The following is a 21,406-nucleotide window of genomic DNA, read 5'->3' as shown; positions in this document are numbered from 1 at the left end:
CGTCAGCCGCCGCGGCGGAACTCGCACCACACCGCCTTGCCGCCGCCCCGCGCCTCCACGCCCCACGCGTCGGTGAGCATCTCCACGAGCAGCAGGCCGCGGCCGGAGACGCCGTCCTCGCCCGCCTCACGGCGGCGCGGCAGGGCGCTGGAGGAGTCCTCGACCTCGATCCGCAGTCTGCGGTGGCCGCCGTCGAGGGCCCGCAGGGTCACGATCGCGGCGCCCTCGGTGTGCATCAGCGCGTTGGTGATCAGCTCGTCGGCGACCAGCTCGATCTCGTCGGCGCGGTCACGGTGGCCCCAGGAGCGGACCGCGGCGCGGATCAGGTGCCGGGCCTGGCTGAGGGCGTCCGGGTCGCCGGGTGCCACGTGCTGCTGGAGCCGGCCGCCGGCGGGCGGGGCCTCAGGGGTGCGCCGGCGCAGCAGGAGCAGCGCCACGTCGTCTTCGCCGCCCCGCTCCTCGGCCATCTGGATCAGCCGGTCGGCGAGCGAGCCCACGTCCTCGGGGCCGGCCGCGACGAGCGCCGAGAGGCGGCGCATGCCGTCGTCGAGGTCGGCGCCGGGCTGTTCGACGAGCCCGTCGGTGCACAGCAGCAGGGTGTGGCCGGGGTCGAGTTCGAGGGTGGAGACGGGGTAATCCAGCCGGCCGAACTCGGCGGACAGACCCAGCGGCAGCCCGCCCTCGACCGGCGCCCGGCGGCAGCTGCCGTCGCCGTGCCGGATCAGCGGGTCGATGTGCCCGGCCCGGACCGCCTGCACGACTCCGGTGGACAGGTCGGCATCGGCGTACAGGCAGGTGGCGAAGCGGTCGGTGTCGAGTTCGTGCAGGAAGACGGAGGCACGGGCCATCACCGCGGCCGGGGTGTGTCCCTCGGCGGCATAGGCGCGCAGCACGATCCGCAGCTGGCCCATGACGGCCGCCGCGTGGGTGTCGTGGCCCTGGACGTCGCCGATGACCGCGCCGACCCGCCCGCCGGGCAGCGGGATCAGGTCGTACCAGTCGCCGCCGATGTTCCGGCCGAGGGCGGCCGACCGGTAGCGGACGGCGATGTCGGCGCCGCGGACGCTGGGGATGGTGCGGGGCAGCATGGCCTGCTGCAGGCCCTGGGCGAGGTCCTTGTCCTGCTCGTAGAGCATGGCCCGCTGCAGGCTCTGCGCGATGCTGCTGCCGAGCGCGACCAGGACGGCGCGCTCCTCGGCGGAGAAGCCGCGCCGGTCGCTGTAGAGCAGCCCCATCGCGCCGATCGGGCGGGCCTGGGCGATCAGCGGCAGATAGGCCGCGGAGGTGACGTGCAGGTCGGTGAGGTGCGGCCAGAGGATCGGATAGTGCTCGGCGAACTCCTCCGGGGACTCGATGAACCGGGGCGCGAGCGTGCGGACGACCTCGCTCATCGGGTACGGCTCGTCGATCCGGGTGATCTGGGTGCCGGGGACCGAGGCGTCGATGGGTCCCTCGGCCACCAGGCGGATGCGGCCGGCCTCCACCAGCCCCATCACCAGGCTGGCCGCGCCGAGATGGCGGATGCCACGGGTGTCCTTGAGGGCGTCGATGACGTCCTGGACGCTGCGGGCGTGGGCGAGGGAGGCGGAGACGGCCTGCACGACGTTGGTCTGCTGGCGGAACGCCTCGTCCTGGGCGGCCCGCAGGCTGCGCACCTCGCTCTCGGCGAGTTCCTCGGTGGCGTCGCGGACGATGCCGACGACCCGGCGCGGGCGGCCGGTGGCGTCCCGGCGGATGTAGCCCTGGGTGTGGGTCCAGCGCTGGGTGCCGTCGCGGCAGCGGATGCGGAAGTAGGCCCCGTAGTTCTCGCTGCCGTCCTTGATCGCCCGGGCCACCAGCTCGTCCAGCCGGGCCGTCTCCGATCGCGAGACCCTGAGGGCCAGCGACTCGAGCCGTCCGTCGTACTCCTCGGGCGGCAGGTCGAGCACCTCGTGTGCCTGGGCGTCCATATGGAACAGACCCGTGTCCAGGTCCCAGTCGAAGGTGCCCATGCGGTTGAGCGCCAGGATCGGATCCGGGTGGGCGGGCCAGTCCTCCGGGAGTGACACGGCACTCGCTCCCCGAACTGCCATGCGCCCACCTTGCCAGGATTTGTCCGTTTCTTCGACCTCTTGCCGCGGTCGACTCCCCAGCGGGAGCGTCCGGCTCCGGACGGGCTCAGCCACCGGAGAGGTCCGCGGCGGCGGCACCGCCCGCGGCATCGCCGTCCGTGGCGTCGGGGACCGGGCTCGACCGGACGTCCGCCGTGGCGGCCGGGACCGGTCCGACGGGGTCGGGCAGGCCCGGAGCGTCCGGCAGGCCGGATGGGCCGATCCCGTCCGGAGGGCCGATCCCGTCCGGAGGGCCGATCCCGTCCGGAGGGCCGATCCCGTCCTGCGGTCCGATCGCGTACGGCGGGTCCGGGGTGCCGGGCGCCTGCGGAACGGGACCGAGGGACGGCCGGATCCATGGGGCGGCCGGGTCCGGCGCCGGGGTGCTCCGCCCGGCGGGCGTGTCCGGAGCCCTCGGGGTGGCGGCCGCGGGCGGCTCCTTGCCGGTCGTGCCCGCGGACGTCCCCGGTCGGCTCCGCCGCGGACCGGGCTGGGTGGGGTACGGCGGTGCGGTGCCCGGGGTGGCGGCACCCGGTGGGTCGGGGTCGCCCTCGGGTGCGGCGGTGGCCCAGGCGGGCGCGGGGACGACCTGGTCGTCGCGTACGTCGTGACCGAGCCGGCGTTCGATCCAGGTGCGCGTCTCGGCGTTGACGATCGTGATGCTGGTGACCGCCCGGGGTGCCGGGGTCACCGCGATCACCTGACCCGAACGGTAGCCGGGCCAGGCACCGCCACGGGCGCCGAAGCCGACGCGGGTCGGCGTCGGCGGCCCCAGCGGGTTGCCGCAGGCACAGCGCACCCGGGGCAGTCCACGGTTGTCGATCAGGACCGCGGTGCCGGCCTGGAGGACGGCCTGGTGGGCGACCGCCTGTCCGTCGCGGTAGCCGTGGTCGGTGACCCGGGTGTCGGCGCGCAGCACGACGGGGGTCAGGCCGCGCAGAAAGCCGCGCAGGCCGCTCGCGGAGACACCGGTCGCCCGGGCGAAGGCGTCCCCCTTGGCGCGGTCCGCGGTCAGATACCCGGTCTGCCGTCCGACGTCACAGCCGGCGACGCGTGCGGTGCCGCCGTACAGGCCGGGAGTCGCGCCGGACAGGATGCGCAGGGCGCGCGGGTGTACGCCGACCAGCCCGGCGGGCACCGCCGGCGGCGAGGACCCGGCGACGGGCGGCCGTGTGGCGCTGGGGTCGGCCGTGCCCGGATGAGGCGGCGCGGTGGGATCGGCGCTCCCCGCGCCGGCTCTCACCGGCGCGGTGACCGTGGAAGCGGTGAAGGGGTCTGGTCCTTGGGCCGCGGCGGGCAGGAGATAGACCTCCTCGCCCATCCGGGCCTCCTTGACCCCGGGGCGGCCGCAGCCGGCGACGAGCAGCGCCACCGAGAGCGCGCAGGCCGTGACGATGGATCCGGTGGGTATCCGCACCGTACACTTCCCATCACTTTGGGTGATTTCTCCCTATTGTTTGCATCGTGCCCGTTTGGCTGGCAACTCGAGGGAGGCGATGATGAGGACGACACCGGCGGTTTAGCCGCGACGAAGGGCGCGCACAGCCGTGAACTGGTTCACCGCTCCCGACTACTGGCTGACCAGGCTGGTCTTCCAGCGGGCTCTGGCCGCCGTGTACCTGGTGGCGTTCCTGACGGCGGCGATGCAGTTCCGGGCGCTGCTGGGCGAGCGCGGCATGCTGCCGATCCCCCGGTTCGTGGCGCTGGTCCCCTTCAAACGGGCGCCGAGCCTGTTCCATCTGCATTACTCCGACCGCTTCTTCGCGGGCTGCGCGTGGGCCGGCTGCGCGGTGTCGGCGGCGCTGCTCGCCGGCGCGGACTCCCTGCTGCCGCTGTGGGCCGGGATCCTGCTGTGGCTGGTGCCGTGGGCGCTGTATCTGTCGGTCGTCAACGTGGGCCAGACGTGGTACGCGTTCGGCTGGGAGTCGCTGCTGCTGGAGACGGGCTTCCTGGCCGCGTTCCTCGGCAACGAGAAGGTGGCGCCGCCCATCGTCGTGCTGTTCCTGCTGCGCTGGATCCTGTTCCGGGTGGAGTTCGGCGCCGGGCTGATCAAGATGCGGGGCGACGCGTGCTGGCGGAAGCTGACCTGCCTCGACTACCACCATGAGACACAGCCCATGCCGGGCCCGCTGAGCTGGTTCTTCCACCATCTGCCGAAGCCGCTGCACCGGGTGGAGGTGGCCGCCAACCATATGACCCAACTGGTCGTGCCGGTGCTGCTGTTCACGCCGCAGCCCATCGCCTCGGCCGCCGCCGCCCTGATGATCGTCACCCAGCTGTGGCTGGTGCTGTCCGGTAACTTCTCCTGGCTGAACTGGATCACCATCGTGCTGGCCCTGTCCGCGCTGCGGATTCCCGGGTCCGCGCCGTCCGTGCCGGCGGCACCGCTGTGGTACGAGGTCCTGGTGCTCGCGGTGGCCGCGCTGCTGCTCTTCCTGAGCTACCGCCCGGTGGCCAACATGGTCTCCCGCCGGCAGATCATGAACCGCTCCTTCGACCCGCTGCACCTGGTGAACACCTACGGCGCGTTCGGCAGCGTCAGCCGGGTCCGCTACGAGGTGGTGGTCGAGGGCACGCTGGACGACGTGCCGCGCGAGGACTCGGACTGGCGCGAGTACGAGTTCCGCGGCAAGCCCGGTGACACCCGGCACTGGCCGCGCCAGTTCGCCCCCTACCATCTGCGCCTGGACTGGTTGATGTGGTTCGCGGCTCTGTCCCCGGGCTATGCGGGGGAATGGTTCGGCGGTCTGGTGGAACGCCTGCTGGAGAACGACCGCGACACCCTGCGCCTGCTGCGCCGCTCCCCCTTCCCACCGGACACCCCGCCCAGGTATGTCCGCGCGCGCCTCTTCCGTTACCGCTACACCACCTGGCGGGAGCTGCGGGACAGCGGGGCGTGCTGGGAGCGGACGTTCGTCCGGGAGTACATGCCACCGACGCGGCTGGCCGCGGTGGCCGGGCGGTCGTGAGCGGCCGGGCCCTCCGACATGCGGCACCGGCCCGCGGGCCGACATGCGACATCGGCCCGCGGGATCGACCTGCCGGCCCGGCTACGGCTCCTGTCGGCTGTCCGAGGGAACCCGGAACGACCGGGTCCGATAACGGCTGCGGAACTCGGCCAGCAGCTCGTCGGTCGCCTCGGCCCCGGCGCTCACGGCCGCGTGCACGTCGCGGAAGTAGTTCTCGTAGCCGGCCGGAGTGTAGAGGCACAGAGCGCGTGCCGGGACCTGGCCGCCGTTGCGGAAACCGTGCGGGGTGCCACGGGGGGCGGCGAGCAGGTGTCCGGGGCCGGCCGTCACCTCGCCGTCGCCGGTGTGGAGCGTCAGCTCCCCCTCGAGGACGTAGAAGTACTCGTCGTGTCCGTCGTGCACATGCGGCCTGGCCCCGATGGTGCCGGGGGCGAGGCTGAACTCCTCGAAGGTGAAACGCCCGTCCGTGTGCTCTGCGGTGAGCCGGAAGAAGTGGGCGACGCCGGCGACGTCGATCAGTTCACCGTCCCCGGGAGCACGCAGCAACGGAGCGGAGGGAGTGCGCGGCTGATGATGATCAGTCACGTCGGCATTGTGCGGTACGGGGTGGGGAGGTGCACGCCGGCCACGCCGTGGGTCACAGGCCGTAGACGGCCGTGGCGGTGCCCTCGAAGAGGGCCCGGCGGTCGGCCTCGTCGAGGTCTGCGGTCAACTCGGTTATGACGGTGTGCACGTCGGCGTAGGAGGCCGCCGTCGTGCACACCGGCCAGTCCGAGCCGAACATCAGCCGGCCGGGGCCGAAGGCCTCCAGGGCCACGTCCGTGTACGGCCGCAGGTCGGCCGTCGTCCAGGAGCCGGGGTCGGCCTCGGTGACCAGGCCGGAGAGTTTGGCGACCGTGTTGGGGAGGGCGGCGAGCGCACGCAGGGCGGAGGCCCAGGGCTCGTGTTCTCCGGTTGCGATCGGCGGCTTGCCCAAGTGGTCGAGTACGAAGGTGACTTGGGGCAGGCTCGCGGCGGCCTCGGCGCAGGCCGGAAGCTGGTGGGGCAGGACGACCAGATCGTGGACGAGGCCCGCCCCGGCCACGGCCGCGAGTCCGCGCCGTACGTCCTTCCGCAGCAGCCACCGCGGGTCCGACTCACCCTGGACCTGGTGCCGGATGCCCTTCAGGAAGGAACCGCCGGGGAGTTCGCGCAGTCGGGACAGTTCCTCCGCGATGTCGGGGCGGGTGAGGTCGGTCCAGCCCACGACGCCCGCGATCAGGTCGTGCTCGGCCGCCAGGGCCAGGAACTCGGGTGTCTCCTCCGCGACGGTGACCGTCTGGACGAGGACGGTGTGGGTGACTCCGGCCGCCCTCGCCTCGGGTTCGAGGTCGGCCAAGGTGAAGTCGCGCCTGAGCGGACTGCCTTCGGGGATCCAGTCCTGGTCGCGGACGGACAGGTCCCAGACGTGGTGGTGGGCGTCGACGGTCACGGCAGCTCCCAGACGACGGGAAGCCCGGCGGCGGCGCCCTCGCGGGAGTAGTCGTGCACCACGTCGAGCAGCTCGGCCATGCGGGCCTGCCAGGCCACATTGACCGGCAGCTGCTCCAGTTCGGCGAGCAGGCGGGCGTAGTCCGCGCACTCCAGCAGGTGGAACAGGTCGGTACCTCCCCCACGCTCGGCTTCGCTCGCGCGGGGGGACCCCCACCGCCAGATGGTCCAGGAGGTGGCACCGGCGGCGCGGATGGCCCGGGTCAGTTCCTCCGGGACCTCCCGGTGGGCCGCCTCGTACTCGGCGATCCGGTCGGCGCGGACCTTGGTGTTCAGGGCCACTCTCATGACGGGTCTTCCTCTCGGGGCAGCAGACCGCACTCCCGCAGCTCCTGCCAGAACTCCGCCGGAACCACGGAGGCGAACTGGGCGGCGCAGTCGTGGACTTCGGACGCGGAGCGGGGCCCGGGCAGGACACTGGCGACGGCCGGGTGGGCGAAGGCGAAGGCCAGCGCGGCGGCGCGCAGGGTGGTGCCGTACCGCTCCGAGACCGCCTTCATGCGCAGGACCCGGTCCAGCAACTCCGGTGGGACACGGCTGTAGTCGTACGTCGACTCGGGTGTCGGGTCCGCCAGCAGGCCCGAGTTGAACACGCCGCCGAGGACGACCGACACGCCGTACTCGGCGGCCGCTGGCAGCAGTTCGGCCCCCGCGCTCTGGTCGAGCAGGGTGTAGCGGCCGGCGCACAGGACCACGTCCACGTCGGTGTCGCGGACGAACCGGGTGAGCATCGCGGTCTGGTTCATGCCGGCGCCGATCGCGCCGACGACGCCCTCGGAGCGCAGCTTCTCCAGGGCCGGGTAGCCCTCCCGAAAGGCCTGCTCGGCGTGGTCGTCGGGATCGTGCAGATAGACGACGTCGACGCGGTGCAGGCCGAGGCGCTCCAGGCTCGCCTCCAGGGTGCGGCGGACGCCGTCCGCGCTGAAGTCCCACACCCGGCGGTGGGTGGCGGGTACGGCGAAGCCGTGGGCCAGGTCGTCGGCGGTACCGTCGATGGGTTCGAGGCGGCGGCCGACCTTGGTGGAGACGGTGAAGTGCGCGCGGTCGTACGCGCGCAGGGCGGCGCCGAGCCGGCGTTCGGACAGGCCGAGGCCGTAGTGCGGGGCGGTGTCGAAGTACCGGATGCCGCGCTGCCAGGCGGCCCGTACGGCCTCCCGCGCCTGCTCGTCGTCCACCGGGCGGTAGAGGTTGCCGAGCGTCGCGGCGCCGAAGCCGAGCGGGGTGACCTCGACTCCGCTGCGGCCGAGCCTCGTCACCGGCCCACCGGGCGCAGCCTGAGGCCCTGCATGCCGCCGTCGACTGCGAGGGCGGTGCCGGTGGTGGCGCCGGACAGCGGGCTGGCCAAGTAGGCGATGGCGCCTGCGACTTCGGCGGCGGACACCAGTCGGCCGGTGGGCTGGCGGGCCGCCAGGGCGGCGCGTTCGGCGGTCGGGTCGGGGGCCGCTTCCAGCAGCCGGCCGACCCACGGGGTGTCGGCCGTGCCGGGGTTGACGCAGTTGACCCGGATGCCCTCGCGGACGTGGTCGGCGGCCATGGCGAGGGTCAGGGAGTACACGGCGCCCTTGGTGGCGCTGTACAGGGCGCGCTGGGGCAGTCCGGCGGTGGCGGCGACGGAGCAGGTGTTGACGATCGCGGCGTGGTCCGAGCGGCGCAGGTGCGGGAGGGCGGCGCGGGCGGTGCGGACCATGCCGAGGACGTTGACGTCGAAGACGCGCTGCCACTCGGCGTCGTCGTTGTCCTCCACCGTGCCCAGCGCGCCGATCCCGGCGTTGTTGACCAGGACGTCCAGCCCGCCGAGGTCCTCGGCGGCCCGCTCGACGGCCGTGCGGACCGAGGCGTCGTCGGTGACGTCGGCGCGGTAGGCGAGGAGCGGCTTGTCGACGTCCGCCGGGTCCCGGTCGAGGACGGCGACCCGGGCGCCACGGGCGGCGAGGAGGTCGGCGGTGGCCCGGCCGATGCCGGAGGCGCCACCGGTGACCAGGGCCTTCAGGCCCTCGAAGTCACTCATGCGGTCTGTCCCTTCTGGGTCTCGGGGTCGGCGGCCCAGTAGGTGCCGCCGGGGAAGGTGTACCGCGCGATGGACTCCGGGTGCAGGGCGGCGGAGAAGCCGGGCGCGGTGGGTGCGGTGTAGTGGCCGTCGCGGATGACGACGGGGGTGACGAAGTGTTCGTGGAGGTGGTCGACGTACTCGATGACCCGGTCCTCGGTGGTGCCGGAGAGGGCCAGGTAGTCGAACATCGAGAGGTGCTGGACGAGTTCGCACAGACCGACGCCGCCCGCGTGCGGGCAGACCGGGACGCCGAACTTGGCGGCGAGCAGCAGGACGGCGAGGTTCTCGTTGACGCCCGCGACGCGGGCCGCGTCGATCTGGACGATGTCGAGGGCGCCCGCCTGGAGGAGCTGCTTGAACATGATCCGGTTGTGCACGTGCTCGCCGGTGGCGACCTTCACCGGGGCCACGGCCCGGCGGATGACGGCGTGGCCGAGGACGTCGTCGGGGCTGGTGGGCTCCTCGATCCAGTACGGGTCGAACTCGGCGAGCGCCTTGGTCCAGCGGATCGCCTCGTCCACGTTCCAGCGCTGGTTGGCGTCGACGGCGAGCCGGATGTCCGGTCCGACGACCGCGCGGGCGACCCGGCAGCGCCGGATGTCGTCGTCGAGGTCGGCGCCGACCTTCAGCTTGATCTGGGTGAAGCCGTCGGCGACGGCCTGCGCGGCGAGCCGTCCGAGCTTGGCGTCGTCGTAGCCGAGCCAGCCCGGTGAGGTGGTGTAGGCGGGGTAGCCGCGCTCCAGCAGCCGCGCCCGGCGCTCCCCCGCTCCCACCCTGCCCCGCCTCAGCAGGTCGAGGGCCTCGGCGGGGGTGAGCGCGTCCGCGATGTACCGGAAGTCGATCTGCCCGACCAGCCACGCGGGTTCGGCATCGGCGAGCAGCTGCCACAGCGGCTTGCCGGCCCTGCGGGCGGCGAGGTCCCAGACGGCGTTGACGACGGCCCCGACCGCCATGTGCATCACGCCCTTCTCGGGGCCGAGCCAGCGCAGCTGGCTGTCGCCGATCAGGTCCCGGAAGAGCGAGCCCGGGTCGCCGCACAGCTCGGCCGCGTCACGGCCGAGCACATGGTCCCGCAGCGCGTCGATCGCGGCGACCTGGACGTCGTTGCCCCGCCCGATGGTGAAGACGAACCCGTGCCCCTCGTGCCCGTCGGCGGCGTCGGTACGCAGCACGACATAGGCCGCCGAGTAGTCGGGGTCCGGGTTCATCGCGTCTGAGCCGTCGAGCTCGCGCGAGGTGGGGAAACGGATGTCGTGGGTGTCGACCGCGATGACGCGGGCGGGGGCCTGGGACACTGAAGTCCTTTCGGTCGTCCGACACTTGACGGCTGGATCAGTCCTGGGCGCGGCCCGTCGTCACACGCGCGATCACGAGGGCGACGAGGATGATCCCGCCGTAGATGGCCTGGATCCAGAACGACGGGACCTGGGCGAGGGTGAGCAGGTTCTGTACGACGCCGAGGAGGAGGACGCCGCTCAGGGCGCCGAACATGGTGCCCTTGCCGCCGTCCAGGCTGATGCCGCCGATCACCGCGGCCGCGAACACCGTGAAGATCATGTTCTGGCCCTGGTTGGCGCTGATCGCGCCGACGTACCCCGTCTGCAGCAGCCCGCCGAGCGAGGCGAGCACGCCCGCGACGACGTACACCCCGAGCATGACCCGGTCCACGCGCACACCGGCCGCGCGGGCGGCGTCCGCGTTGCCGCCGATCGCGTACAGGGCGCGACCGGCGCGGTGGTACTTCAGCACGAACCCGGCGACCGCGAAGGCGACGGCGGCGAGCCACACCGACAGCGGCACGGTGAGGAAGGTGGTGGTGGCCAGGGAGTAGAAGCTGTCGGGCATGCCGAACAGGGTCTTGCCCTTGGTGGCGCCGACCAGCAGGCCGCGCAGCACGATGAGCATCGCGAGCGTGACGATGAACGCGTTGAGCCGGAACTTCACGACGAGGACGCCGTTGAAGGCGCCGATCACCGCACCGACCACGGGGATCGAGAGCAGGGCGAGCCCGGCCGGGAATTCCGTGCCCCAGCCGGACTGGCTCGCGGGCAGCACCAGCAGGGCCCCGACGGCCGGCGCGATGCCGACCACCGACTCCAGGGACAGGTCGAACTTGCCGGTGATCAGCACGAGCGACTCGGCGAGCACGACCATCGCCAGCGCGGCGGAGGCACCGAGGATCGAGATCAGGTTCCGCTCGGTCAGGAACGAGTCGTTGACCATCGTGCCGAGCACCATGAGCAGCAACAGTGCGGGGACGAGGGCGAGTTCGCGGGCTCGGCGGAGCAGGACGGTCCTGGCCGACCGGGCGTCCGGGGACTTCGGGGGCGCGAGCGGCGGGGCGGCCCGGGTGTCAGCCATGGTCAACTCCTTCGATGGAGGCGATCAGCTCGTGGTCGCGCCAGCCGGCCGGGTGCTCGGCGACGACGCGGCCGTGGAAGAGGACGAGGACGCGGTCGCAGCGGCGCAGGTCGTCGAGTTCGTCGGAGACGACGAGGACGGCGGTGCCGTCGTCGCGCGCGCTGTCCATGCGCGCGAGCAGCGACTCCTTGGACTTCACGTCGACGCCGGCGGTGGGGTTGATCAGCACCAGCAGGCGCGGGTCGGAGGCGAGGGCCCGGGCCATGACGACCTTCTGGGCGTTGCCGCCGGAGAGGTCGGACACCGGCTGGTCGGGGCCCTCGGCGTGGATGTCGAGGCGGTCGATCAACTCGGCCGCGAAACGGCGCCGTGTGTCGGTGGCGACGAATCCGACCCGGCCGAGCCGGTCCAGTACGCTCAGCGTGGCGTTGTCGCCGATGCTCAGGCCGGACACCAGTCCCTGCTCGTGCCGGTCGCGCGGCACACAGCCGACCCCGGCCCGCAGGGCGGCCCGTACGTCCCCGAACGGCAGCCGCTCACCGTCGAGTTCGGCGGTGCCGCCGGTCGGCGTGTGCAGTCCGGCGAAGGACTCGGCGAGCTCGGTCTTGCCGCTGCCGCTGGAACCGGCGAGTCCGACGACCTCACCGCGGCGGACGGTGAGGTCGACGTTCTCGTACGCCGGCGAGGTGAGCCCTTGTGCCTCCAGCAGGACGGGGGCGCCGTCCTCCACTCCCCTGCCCGGTGCGGCCCGTTCGGCGACCGACTCCCCCGCCATGGCCTCCACCAGCGCCGCCTTGGGCAGATCGGCGACGCGTGCGGTGGTGATCCAGCGGGCGTCGCGCAGCACGGTGACCGTCTGGCAGACCTCGTACACCTCCTGGAGGTGGTGCGAGATGAACAGGAAGGTGACGCCGGAGTCCTGCAGGGAGCGCATGCGGGTGAAGAGCCGCTCGATCTCGCGGTTGTCGAGCTGGGCGGTGGGCTCGTCCAGCACGATGAACCGGGCGCCGAAGCTCAACGCCCGGGCGATCTCCATCATTTGGCGGTCCTCGACCCTGAGGTCGGCGGTGCGCGCCTCGGGGTCGACGCGCACGTCCCAGGCGTCGAGGAGTTCGGCGGCCTGCCGGCGCAGCCGGCGCCAGCTGATGACGCCGCGGCCGGTCGGCTGCCGGTTGAGGAAGAGGTTCTCGGCGACCGTCAGCTCCGGGACGACCGTGGGCTTCTGGTAGACGCAGGCGACCTTGCGGCGCCAGGCGTCCCGGTCGGCGAGCGGGGGCGCGGGCTCGCCGTCGAAGCGGACGGTGCCCGCGTCCGGGGCCTGGAGGCCGGTGAGGACGTTGACCAGAGTGGACTTGCCGGCGCCGTTGCGGCCGACCAGGGCGTGGGACTCGCCGGGCAGGACGGTGAGCCGGCCGTCTGCGAGGGCGACGGTGGGGCCGTACCGTTTGACGATCCCCTCGGCTTCAACAAGCGGTGTGCTCATTTGACCGTGTTGCCCCACAGCTTGGGGTCGTCGACGTTGGCCTTGGTGACCAGCGGTGCGGGCAGCTGGTCCTCCAGGATCCCGCTGGGCAGTTCGACGATCACGGAGCCGTGGTCGGTGGGCCCGGGCTTGAACGTCTTCCCGGCCATCGCCGCCTTGATGTAGTACAGGCCGTACTTGGCGTAGGCGTCGGCGGGCTGGGAGACCGTGGCGTCGATCTGGCCCTTGCGGATGGCGTCGTACTCCTGGGGGATGCCGTCGTTGGAGACGATCGCGATGTGGCCCTGCTGCCCGGCCGGTTTCAGCATGCCCTTGGACTTCAGGGTCTGCAGGGTCGGCGCGAGGTAGACACCGCCCGCCTGCAGGTAGATGCCCTTGATGTCCGGGTTGGCGCCCAGCAGCGTGTCCAGCTTGGCGGCGGCGGTGTCGGACTCCCACTTGGCGGGGATCTCCAGCACAGTGAGCTTCGGGTACTTCTTCTTCACGCAGGACCGGAACGCCGCTGAGCGGTCGCGGCCGTTGACCGAGGCGAGATCGCCCATGATCTGCACGACCTTGCCGCTGCTCACGTGCTGTCCGAGGTAGTCGCAGGCCTTCTCGCCGTAGGCCACGTTGTCGGCGCGCACCACCATGGCGACCTTGCCCTTGTCGGGCGCGACGTCCACGGCGACCACGGGCACGCCCTTGCGTTCGGCCTGGTCGAGTCCGGCCTGGATGGCGGCGCTGTCCAGCGGGGCGACCACCAGTCCCTTGACGCCCTGGGTGAGTTCGTTGTCGATGTCGGTGATCTGCTGCGAGGGGTCACTGTTGGAGTTGACCGTCTTCAGCACCTGGACGCCCTCGGACTTGGCCATCTTGGGCACGTAGTCGTTGTACGACTGCCAGAACGGCGAGGTGAGCAGCGGCAGGATCACGCCGACCTTGCCGGTGCCGCCGCTGCCCGCGTTCGCGGTGTCCTTGGTGCTGCCGCAGGCGGCGAGCATGAGTGAGGCACCGGCGGCCAGAGCCACCGCGCCGATGATCCGGGACCTGCTGCGCTTCCTGACAGTGCTGGCGGGCATCTCGCGGCTCCTCGTCGAGGGTTTTCGAGCAGACGCCGCATACTTATCAGACCAATAAGCCGAGTCAACACCCTCGTGCACGGAAAATTCGCGGATCCTAGGCGTAGTGGTCAGACCACTCGGCTGGCTAGACTGCGGCGCACCGGGGGGAAGGAGGAGTGGCGTGGACGAGGAAGAGGTGCCGCAGAAGGGCACGGTGACCCAGCGCGCCATCGAGGAGATCAAGGCGATGATCGCCGAGGGCCGGCTGGAGCCCGGCCAGCGGCTGCCCACCGAGCGGGATCTCGCGGCCCGGCTGGGCATCTCCCGCAGCTCGATGCGGGAGGCGATCCGCGCCCTGACCGTGATGGGCGTCCTGGAGGCCCGGCACGGTTCCGGGATCTACGTCACCGCACTGGAGGCCGGCGACCTGCTGGAGACTTTCGGGGTGGTCGCGGACCTGTCCCGGGGTCCGCGCCTGGTGGAACTCCTCGAAGTCCGCAGGATCCTGGAGTCGACGGCGACGGCGCTGGCCGCCGCACGCATCACCGACGACCAACTCGCCGCGGTCGAGAAGCACTTGGCGGCGATGAACGCCACCGACGACCCGGAGGAGATCCTCGCCCACGACCTCGCCTTCCACCGCGAGATCGCCGCGGCCGCCGGGAACGAGACCATGGCCGCCATCCTGGAGGGCCTGTCCTCCCGCACCTTCCGCGCCCGCGTCTGGCGCGGCTACCAGGAGGAGGGCGCCTTCGCCCGCACCCGCCGCGAGCACGCCGCCATCCACCGCGCCCTCACCGCCCGCGACCCGGAGGCAGCGCGGGCGGCGGCAGCGGCCCACGTGGGCGAGGTGGAGGAGTGGCTGCGGGGGCGGCTCGTGGAGCAGAGCGGGGACGGGCAGCCCGGCGCGTAGGCGGCAGCGGCACGGACGAGTCGAGGACCAGGACGGATGCCGGCCCGGCGGCACCGCCGGGCCGGCATCGCGGCCGGGACTGTGACCTGACCCGGACTGGCCCACGCAGGCGCGGGCACGGTCGGCCTGGTCGGGCCCGAGCCGGACCAGGCGGAGGCCGCGCACAGTACTACGTCTGCACGGATGCGGAGTGCGCGGAATCGCAGATCCGGCTGTTCGGCGACGGCCGGCCGCCGCCGTGTCCGCACGGGCACGGCCGCATGGTGGAGGAGGAGTGATGCGACCGTCCGAGCACCGTCCGGGGCGCCCGGTCCGGACGGCGGGGAAGGAGCACCGCCGGTGAACCTGTCCGCGCTCGCCGGACCGGCCGGACCGTCGTTCGGCGGAAGGTTCTTCCTGGTCTCGACGCCGCCCACCACCCTCGCCGGCATCCATCTGCTCGGCGCGCTGCACCTGCCGCTTCCCACCGACCGGGAGCAGGAGCAGCGGGCGAACGAGACGCTCGGAATGCTGTGGCGGCAGGGGCTGCCAGGGAGACTACCGCTGCGCTACGAGCATCCGTCCGGCGAGCCGGCGGCGCCGCGTCAACCCCGGGGGACTGACGCGGGCGGCACCCGTCCCCGGGTCAGCGCCGCAGCCGCAAGGTCACCAGCTCGAACGGCCTCAGCCGTACGGTGATCCGCTCACCGTCGCGCACCGGCGGCTCGGTGTCGCCGGCCGGCCGTTCCAGCAGGTCCGTCGCCGTGACGTCCGCGATCTCGAAACCGGCCGTGAGCGTCGCCCGGGCCCGGCCGCCGTGGGCCTCGTGGAAGCGGACGACGACGTCACCGCTGCCGTCGTCGGCGAGTTTGACCGCGGTGATCACGACTGCGTCGTTGTCCACCGTGACCAGCGGCGCGACCTCGTGGGCCCCGGTCAGGTGCCGTTCCGGCAGGTTGATCCGCCAGCCCTCGCGGACCGCATCGGCGATCGAGGCGCCCGGGATCAGGGCGTGCCGGAAGCGGTGGACGCCCTGGTCGGTCTCGGGGTCGGGGAAGCGCGGAGCGCGCAGGAGGGAGACGCGCACCGTGGTCGTCGTACCTCGGTCGGCGTCGGTGCGCATCGCGCGGGTCACGTCGTGGCCGTACGTCGAGTCGTTGACGACCGCCACGCCCCAGCCGGGCTCCTCCAGATGGACGAAGCGGTGGTTGCACGCCTCGAACTTGGCGGCCTCCCAGGAGGTGTTGGTGTGCGTGGGGCGGAAGACATGCCCGAACTGGGTCTCGGACGCGTAGCGTTCGGCGTGCAGGTCGAGCGGGAAGGCCAGTTTGAGGAACTTCTCCGTCTCGTGCCAGTCGACCTCGGTGTCGATGAGCAGCCTCCGCTCGCCGGGCGGCAGCGTCAGCACCTGGGTGACCCGGGAGGCGCCGAAGCTCCGTACGATCCGCACCGAAGCGCCGTCCTCGCCGGCCTCCACCGACTCGGCGTCGGTGAGGTCGGTGACGGTGTTGCGGTAGAAGGAGTCGACGTCCCAGGCGTCCCACATGTTCGGGAAGTCCGGGTGGAGTTGCAGCAGGTTGGCGGCCCGGCCGGGGGCGACGGTCTCGCGGTCGGCGTCGAGGTCGTACGCGGAGACGACGAGGCCTTGGGCGTCGATCCCGACGCGGAGCAGGCCGTTGTCCAGGACGCGCCCGCCCGCGGCGCGGGGTGACACCTGCGTTCCCCGCGCCGACCGCGGCGCCCCGGCTCCTCCGGCGGGAACGCCGTGACGGCTGTGCGGTGCCGGGTTGAAGACCACATGCCGGGTCCCCTCCCCCGCCAGGGCCCGCTGCGCCGCCCCGATGATCTCCTCCAGCTCCCCGGCGATCCGCTCGTACGTCGCCCGGGCCTCCCGGTGCACCCAGGCGATGGACGAGCCGGGCAGGATGTCGTGGAACTGGTGCAGCAGGACCGTCTTCCAGATCCGGTCCAACTCCGCGTAGCGGTAGGGGAATCCGGTGCGTACGGCCGCGGTGGCCGCCCACAGCTCGGCCTCCCGCAGCAGGTGCTCGCTGCGCCGGTTGCCCTGCTTGGTCCTCGCCTGGCTGGTGAGGGTGGCGCGGTGCAGTTCGAGGTACAGCTCGCCGACCCAGACGGGCGGTTCGGGGTACTCGGCCTCGGCCTTCTCGAAGAAGGCGCGGGGTGTCTCCCAGACGACGGTGGCCGAGCCTTCGAGGTCGCGCAGCCGGGCCGCCTTGGCGACCATCTCGCGGGTGGTGCCGCCGCCTCCGTCGCCCCAGCCGGTGGGCGCGAGGGAGTGCCGGGCCCGGCCCTTGTCCTTGAAGTTCCTGGCCGCGTGGGCGATCTCGCTGCCCTTCATGGAGCAGTTGTAGGTGTCGACGGGCGGGAAGTGGGTGAAGATCCGGGTGCCGTCGATGCCCTCCCACTGGAAGGTGTGGTGCGGGAACCTGTTCGTCTGGGACCAGGAGATCTTCTGGGTCAGCAGCCACTTGGACCCGGCCGCCTTGATGATCTGCGGGAGTCCGGCGGCGAAGCCGAAGGTGTCGGGCAGCCAGGCCTCCTCGTTCTCGATGCCGAACTCGTCGAGGAAGAACCGCTTGCCGTGCACGAACTGCCGGGCCATCGCCTCCGAACCGGGCATGTTGGTGTCCGACTCCACCCACATCCCGCCGGCCGGCACGAACCGCCCTTCCGCCACGGCCTTCTTCACCCGCGCCCACACCTCGGGCCGGTGCTCCTTCACCCAGGCCCACTGCTGAGCCTGGGACATGGCGAAGACGAACTCCGGTTCGTCCTCGATCAACGCGGTCATGTTGGCGGTCGTACGGGCCACCTTGCGGACCGTCTCCCGCAGCGGCCACAGCCAGGCCGAGTCGATGTGCGCGTGCCCGACCGCGCTGATCCGGTGCGCGGACGGTACGGCCGGGGCCGCCAGCACGCCGGTGAGCTCGGCGCGGGCCCGCTCGGCGGTGCCGTTCACGTCCTGGAGGTCGACGGCGTCCAGGGCCCGCTCGACCGCGCGCAGGATGTCGTGCCGGCGCGCGGAGTCCACGGGCAGCTCGGCCATCAGCTCGCCCAGCACCTCCAGGTCCATGACCAGCTGCCACACCGGCTCGTCGAAGACGGCGAGGTCCATGCGGGTGAGGGTGTACTGCGGCTCGTGCCCGGCGGTGTCCTTGTCGCCTAGCCGGGTGGGCCGGAAGGGGTGGTAGTCGAGGATGACGGGGTTGGAGGCGGCCTCGATGCGCAGGACCACCTCCTCGCCGCCCGCCACCGGGGCGCCGACGCGCACCCACTGGTTGCGCGGGTTGAGGCCCTTCACCGGGGTGCCGTCGGGCCGGTAGACCAGGCCCTCGCACTGGAAGCCGGGCATGTTCTCGTCGAAGCCCAGGTCGAGCAGGGCCTCGACGGTCCTCCCCGCCCACGCCTCGGGCACGGTCCCGGTCACCCGGAACCAGCTGGTGCCCCAGGGAGCACCCCAGCGTGCGCCGACCTCGATCGGCTGGGCCTCGGCCGCGAGTGCCTCCTCGACGGGCACGGGCTCGCCGGGCGCGTGCCACACCGCGACCCGCAGCGGCACGGACTCGGGGTACACAGCGGGGCGGATGCGTTCGTCGAGGACGCGCCTGAGGCGGGCTTCCACCAGAGTGCGGTCGTCATGCATGCGGGGTGCTCCCTGCGGGTTCCGGGTGATGGCGGTGGTTACCAGGGGTGGGTGACGGTGACGGGGGCCGAGGCGTTGTAGAGCTCCCCCACGGCACGCAGTTCGAATCGTGCGGCGGTCTCCCCCTGCTCGGGCTGCAGTCCGGCGAGGAAGTAGGCGCGCTGGCAGGTGCCGCCGAGGAAGCGGCGGGTGCCGTCGGGCAGGAGGCGGTGGAGTTCGTAGTGGCGGACGGCGCCGGTGGCGGCGTTCCAGGCGAGCCGGAGGTCGCCGCCGGTCGCGGCGGTGACGCGGGCGCCCGTGGGAGCCGCGGGGGCAGTGCCGGTGTCCCGGACGGCGAGGCCGCCGAGGCGCCAGCGCACCGGGCCCTCGGCGGCGGTGAGTCGGACGCCGAGGGCGTGTACGGTGCCGGAGAACCCGGCGAGCGGCAGGGCCAAAGTCTGCCAGCCGTTGACCGACTTCACGCGCGTGATGCTGTTGACCTGGCTCACAGCCAGATAGGTGTAGGGCGGGGGCGCCCCCGCCCCACTCGGCTCGGCCGTCGCCACGGCCAGCTCGACGTTCACGGCGCCGGCGTCGGTGCGATGCGTGAGCTCGACAACCGTGTTCACACCGACCGGCAGCCGGGTCGCGTACAGATCCACCACGACCGGTTGATCGAGTTCACCCTCCACCAGCACACTGCTCCCGCCACGCCAGGCATCGGCGAAGTCGAAGGAGACCGCCGGCCGCTCCCCCGCCGTGCGCACCACCCACCGCCGCGCCGGCAGCCGGTCCTGGAGCCCGAGGTGGTTCCAGGCGGCGTCCGAGGTGACGGCCCCGTCCTCGTACCAGCGCAGCCCGTGCCCCGTGTTGAACACGGTCGCGAACGGCAGCGAGGTCACCGTCGACCGGTCGGCGGCCGACACCGCCGGTGCCCGCCACGGATCGCTCGCATCCGGCCGGGACGGGTCCAGCGACCGCCCGGTCCAGAACCGGTCGTCGGCGGCGTGGAAGTCCTCCGGGGCGCGCTGGTCGGCGGGCAGGTGGTCGCGGGTCCACTCCGGCCGGTAGAAGCCGATCGAGGTGATGTGCGGCCTGCCGGTCGGCACGATCGCGTCCCAGTCCACCGACGTGTCGGACCCGTTCGACTCGACGTCGATCCCGGCCCACAACTCGTAGCGTCTTCGCCCCAGTTGTTCCGCCCTCGTGCCCGAGGACGCGAGCGTGGCCGCGTTCCACCGGAAGTCCACGAACATGTCGTCGGCGGTCTGGAAGAAGGCCTGGTTCTGGCTGTTCAGCGCGCCCTGCCAGCTGACCGTACCGTTCACGGTCATCGCGTCGTACCAGGTCACCCGCTGTCCGCGTGCGGCCGCGACCCCCTTCAGCTCCTTGACGAATCCGAGCATGGCCCGGCCGAGCGCGGTGTTTCCGCCGCCCGTCTCGGCGTTCACGAACCAGCCGTCGAAGCCGTGGGCCGCCGCGACCGCCACGAGCTGCGCGGCGAGCGGATAGTGCCCCGTGGCGTCCTTCTGTGCGAGGTCCCGGGTCCACTGGAGCTGTCCGCCGTACGCCACCGGCGGCAGGAAGATGTTCCCGAGCACCGGGACGCCGTGCCGGTGGGCCGCGTCAACGATCGGCGCGTTGGGCGCGAGGATCAGGCCCTCGCCGGCCGAGCCGCCCCAGAAGACCAGCTCGTCCAGGTAGGCCCAGTGGGTGAGGGCGTAGTAGTCGGCGGTGGCCGAGCCCTGGGAGGGGTTGCTCGACGTCGGCCCGAAGGAGACCAGGGCCTGGATGCGGGCCTGGCCGGAGCGGGCGGTGGTGTTCGCCGGGGTCGAGGTGAAGCGCGCGGCGAGCGGCACGGACGCGGCGTTGAAGGCGAGGTCGGGGTCGTCGGCCGGGCGCCAGCTCTTCAGGCTGCGCCAGGTGATGCCGGGGCCGGGGCTGCCAGAGGGGAGCGAGTCCGGGTACCAGTACGAGGCGTACGGCGCGGTCGCCCCGGCTTTGGGACGGCCGGCCGCGAAGGCGGGCAGCGGGAGCAGACCGGCGGCAGCGCCGGCGATCAGGACGGTACGTCTGCTGGGGTTCACGAGCGGGTGCCTCCGTGTGGGGTGGGGAGTACCTGATCGGGAGTGACGACCTCGGTGATGCCGCGCGCGCCGAGGTGGTCCTCGTCGTCCGCGCGGGTGTCGAGGACGGTGGTGGGTCGGGCGCCGTCGGCGACGAGCCGGAAGAAGGCGTCGAAGACGGGCCCGCCGGGGGCACAGCGGGAGCGGCGGCCCGGATCGGCGGCTACGACGAGGGCCGTGGTGCGCGGTGCGGGGGTCGCGCGCGATCGGCGCGCCGCCTCGGCCAGAACGCGGGCGATGCCCTTGGGCTTGCGGTCGTCGGTGAACAGGCCGAGGCCGTATTCGAGTTGGGGGAAGTCGGCGAGGTCGGGTGAGACGTCGTAGGAGCACCACCAGGTGATGCCCCACAGGTCCGGGCAGTCCAGGGCGTTCTTGACGGTCGCCTCGGCGAACGCGGCGGCGTGTTCGGCGGGCACGAGCGGAGCGGGCGCGCCGACCTCCTGGAGCCAGACGGGCCGGTGCGGCTCCTCGGCCCAGGCCTTGCTCAGCTCCACCAGATACGCGGCGTGGTGCTCGGCCGGCACGGAGGTACGGCCGTGGCGCTGGGCGGTGCCGTTGAACACCCAGGAGTGCACGGCGGTGAGGTCGCCGAGCCGGGCGGAGTGGCCGGGGGTGAAGGGCTGGTCGTCCTGGTACCAGGCGGCGTCGTAGGAGGCGTGCAGATGGAGCCGGTCGGGGGCACCCTCGGCGCAGGCGGCCAGCATCCGTACGAGCCATCGCTCGGCCTCGTCCACCGTGACGCGGTCGGGATCGGGATGCGGGCCGGCGGCGAACTGGTTGACCTCGTTGCCGACGGTCATGCCGAGGAAGTTCGGCCGGTCGGCGAGGGCGGCGGCCAGGGTGCGCAGATAGGCCGCCTGGCCCTCGACCACGTCCGGGTCGGTGAAGATGTTGCGCCGGTGCCAGGTGCGCGTCCACGCGGGCAGGAAGTCGAAGCTGCTCAGGTGCCCTTGCAGGCCGTCGACGTTGACGTCCAGGCCGCGTTCGGCGGCGGCGTCGGCGAGGGCCATGAGCTGCTCGACGGCGCGGGGGCGGATCAGGGTGCGGTTGGGCTGGAAGTAGGGCCACAGCGGGAAGACGCGGACGTGGTCGAGGCCGAGCGCGGCGATCGCGTCGAGGTCGGCGCGCACGGAGTCGAGGTCGAAGTCGAGCCAGTGGTGGAACCACCCTTCGCTCGGGGTGTAGTTGACGCCGAAGCGCACGGCAGAGGGCATGGAGT

At 72.5% G+C, this 21,406-nt stretch carries 17 protein-coding genes; 3 read left to right on the top strand and 14 right to left on the bottom strand.

All coding sequences use genetic code 11. The annotated features are described in order from the left end of the window. Window positions 1-2 precede the first annotated feature (2 nt). A complete protein-coding gene (locus ACFYOH_RS33060; protein WP_388633299.1) occupies window positions 3-2,072 on the bottom strand; it encodes a SpoIIE family protein phosphatase in 2,070 nt (689 codons plus the stop codon). A gap of 85 nt (window positions 2,073-2,157) precedes the next feature. Continuing rightward, a complete protein-coding gene (locus ACFYOH_RS33055) occupies window positions 2,158-3,507 on the bottom strand; it encodes a DUF6777 domain-containing protein (RefSeq protein ID WP_388633296.1) in 1,350 nt (449 codons plus the stop codon). A 130-nt stretch (window positions 3,508-3,637) separates the two neighbouring features. Between ACFYOH_RS33055 and ACFYOH_RS33050 the strand changes: the two genes are divergently transcribed. Beyond that, the gene (locus ACFYOH_RS33050) at window positions 3,638-5,059 is read left to right on the top strand and encodes a lipase maturation factor family protein (protein ID WP_388633293.1); all 1,422 of its coding nucleotides are present in this window, start codon (window positions 3,638-3,640) and stop codon (window positions 5,057-5,059) included. 81 nt (window positions 5,060-5,140) lie between these two features. Here the strand turns inward: ACFYOH_RS33050 and ACFYOH_RS33045 are convergent, their stop codons facing one another. Genes ACFYOH_RS33045 through ACFYOH_RS33005 form a run of 9 tightly spaced genes read right to left on the bottom strand, consistent with a single transcriptional unit; the run spans window position 5,141 to window position 13,544 of the window. Continuing rightward, window positions 5,141-5,644: a cupin domain-containing protein gene (locus tag ACFYOH_RS33045; protein ID WP_388633290.1), complete on the bottom strand. Its 504-nt coding sequence runs from the start codon at window positions 5,642-5,644 to the stop codon at window positions 5,141-5,143. Window positions 5,645-5,696: 52 nt separating this feature from the next. After that, window positions 5,697-6,530: an amidohydrolase family protein gene (locus ACFYOH_RS33040; protein WP_388633287.1), complete on the bottom strand. Its 834-nt coding sequence runs from the start codon at window positions 6,528-6,530 to the stop codon at window positions 5,697-5,699. Next, window positions 6,527-6,877 carry an L-rhamnose mutarotase gene (locus ACFYOH_RS33035; protein WP_388633285.1) on the bottom strand — a complete coding sequence of 117 codons (351 nt, stop codon included), beginning with the start codon at window positions 6,875-6,877 and terminating at the stop codon, window positions 6,527-6,529. Before ACFYOH_RS33035 ends, ACFYOH_RS33040 begins: the two co-directional genes overlap by 4 nt. Next, window positions 6,874-7,845 carry an aldo/keto reductase gene (locus ACFYOH_RS33030; protein ID WP_388633282.1) on the bottom strand — a complete coding sequence of 324 codons (972 nt, stop codon included), beginning with the start codon at window positions 7,843-7,845 and terminating at the stop codon, window positions 6,874-6,876. The genes ACFYOH_RS33035 and ACFYOH_RS33030 overlap by 4 nt, the downstream gene beginning before the upstream one ends. Continuing rightward, on the bottom strand, window positions 7,842-8,597 hold the full coding sequence (locus ACFYOH_RS33025) for an SDR family NAD(P)-dependent oxidoreductase (RefSeq protein WP_388633280.1): 756 nt from the start codon (window positions 8,595-8,597) through the stop codon (window positions 7,842-7,844). Before ACFYOH_RS33025 ends, ACFYOH_RS33030 begins: the two co-directional genes overlap by 4 nt. Then, window positions 8,594-9,934, bottom strand: a complete 1,341-nt coding sequence (locus ACFYOH_RS33020) for an L-fuconate dehydratase (RefSeq protein WP_388633277.1) — start codon at window positions 9,932-9,934, stop codon at window positions 8,594-8,596. The genes ACFYOH_RS33025 and ACFYOH_RS33020 overlap by 4 nt, the downstream gene beginning before the upstream one ends. 37 nt (window positions 9,935-9,971) lie before the next feature. Then, entirely contained in the window at window positions 9,972-11,000 is a 1,029-nt protein-coding gene (locus ACFYOH_RS33015) for an ABC transporter permease (RefSeq protein WP_388633274.1), read from the bottom strand. Next, the gene (locus tag ACFYOH_RS33010; RefSeq protein ID WP_388633271.1) at window positions 10,993-12,483 is read right to left on the bottom strand and encodes a sugar ABC transporter ATP-binding protein; all 1,491 of its coding nucleotides are present in this window, start codon (window positions 12,481-12,483) and stop codon (window positions 10,993-10,995) included. Before ACFYOH_RS33010 ends, ACFYOH_RS33015 begins: the two co-directional genes overlap by 8 nt. Further along, complete coding sequence (locus ACFYOH_RS33005) at window positions 12,480-13,544, bottom strand: sugar ABC transporter substrate-binding protein (protein WP_388633268.1); 1,065 nt, start codon at window positions 13,542-13,544, stop codon at window positions 12,480-12,482. Before ACFYOH_RS33005 ends, ACFYOH_RS33010 begins: the two co-directional genes overlap by 4 nt. Window positions 13,545-13,707: 163 nt before the next feature. On the opposite strand from ACFYOH_RS33005, the gene ACFYOH_RS33000 reads away from it, so the two are divergent. Together ACFYOH_RS33000 and ACFYOH_RS32995 are read left to right on the top strand one after the other, a co-directional pair. Then, entirely contained in the window at window positions 13,708-14,439 is a 732-nt protein-coding gene (locus ACFYOH_RS33000; protein ID WP_388633267.1) for a FadR/GntR family transcriptional regulator, read from the top strand. Window positions 14,440-14,778: 339 nt separating this feature from the next. Further along, entirely contained in the window at window positions 14,779-15,117 is a 339-nt protein-coding gene (locus ACFYOH_RS32995; RefSeq protein ID WP_388633264.1) for a hypothetical protein, read from the top strand. On the opposite strand, the gene ACFYOH_RS32990 is transcribed toward ACFYOH_RS32995, so the two are convergent. Genes ACFYOH_RS32990 through ACFYOH_RS32980 form a run of 3 tightly spaced genes read right to left on the bottom strand, consistent with a single transcriptional unit; the run spans window position 15,065 to window position 21,401 of the window. Next, on the bottom strand, window positions 15,065-18,082 hold the full coding sequence (locus ACFYOH_RS32990) for an alpha-mannosidase (protein ID WP_388633262.1): 3,018 nt from the start codon (window positions 18,080-18,082) through the stop codon (window positions 15,065-15,067). The two genes, ACFYOH_RS32995 and ACFYOH_RS32990, sit on opposite strands and share 53 nt — an antisense overlap. Before the next feature lie 38 nt (window positions 18,083-18,120). After that, on the bottom strand, window positions 18,121-20,148 hold the full coding sequence (locus ACFYOH_RS32985; protein ID WP_388633259.1) for an endo-beta-N-acetylglucosaminidase: 2,028 nt from the start codon (window positions 20,146-20,148) through the stop codon (window positions 18,121-18,123). Beyond that, a complete protein-coding gene (locus ACFYOH_RS32980) occupies window positions 20,145-21,401 on the bottom strand; it encodes a glycosyl hydrolase (RefSeq protein WP_388633256.1) in 1,257 nt (418 codons plus the stop codon). Before ACFYOH_RS32980 ends, ACFYOH_RS32985 begins: the two co-directional genes overlap by 4 nt. Between the last annotated feature and the right edge of the window lie 5 nt (window positions 21,402-21,406).

This window comes from Streptomyces sp. NPDC007856 (assembly GCF_042868225.1).
In the GTDB taxonomy this organism is placed as follows: Bacteria; Actinomycetota; Actinomycetes; order Streptomycetales; family Streptomycetaceae; genus Streptomyces.
Note: the sequence above shows the minus strand (reverse complement) of the source record. Positions and strands in the feature narration are given on the sequence as shown.

Excerpts from the sequence above, each read along its gene's own strand:
- ACFYOH_RS33060 (WP_388633299.1), bottom strand. The coding sequence starts at position 2,072 with ATGGCAGTTCGGGGAGCGAGTGCCGTGTCACTCCCGGAGGACTGGCCC.
- ACFYOH_RS33035 (WP_388633285.1), bottom strand. The coding sequence starts at position 6,877 with ATGAGAGTGGCCCTGAACACCAAGGTCCGCGCCGACCGGATCGCCGAG.
- ACFYOH_RS33025 (WP_388633280.1), bottom strand. The coding sequence starts at position 8,597 with ATGAGTGACTTCGAGGGCCTGAAGGCCCTGGTCACCGGTGGCGCCTCC.
- ACFYOH_RS33015 (WP_388633274.1), bottom strand. The coding sequence starts at position 11,000 with ATGGCTGACACCCGGGCCGCCCCGCCGCTCGCGCCCCCGAAGTCCCCG.
- ACFYOH_RS33010 (WP_388633271.1), bottom strand. The coding sequence starts at position 12,483 with ATGAGCACACCGCTTGTTGAAGCCGAGGGGATCGTCAAACGGTACGGC.
- ACFYOH_RS33005 (WP_388633268.1), bottom strand. The coding sequence starts at position 13,544 with ATGCCCGCCAGCACTGTCAGGAAGCGCAGCAGGTCCCGGATCATCGGC.
- ACFYOH_RS32990 (WP_388633262.1), bottom strand. The coding sequence starts at position 18,082 with ATGCATGACGACCGCACTCTGGTGGAAGCCCGCCTCAGGCGCGTCCTC.
- ACFYOH_RS32980 (WP_388633256.1), bottom strand. The coding sequence starts at position 21,401 with ATGCCCTCTGCCGTGCGCTTCGGCGTCAACTACACCCCGAGCGAAGGG.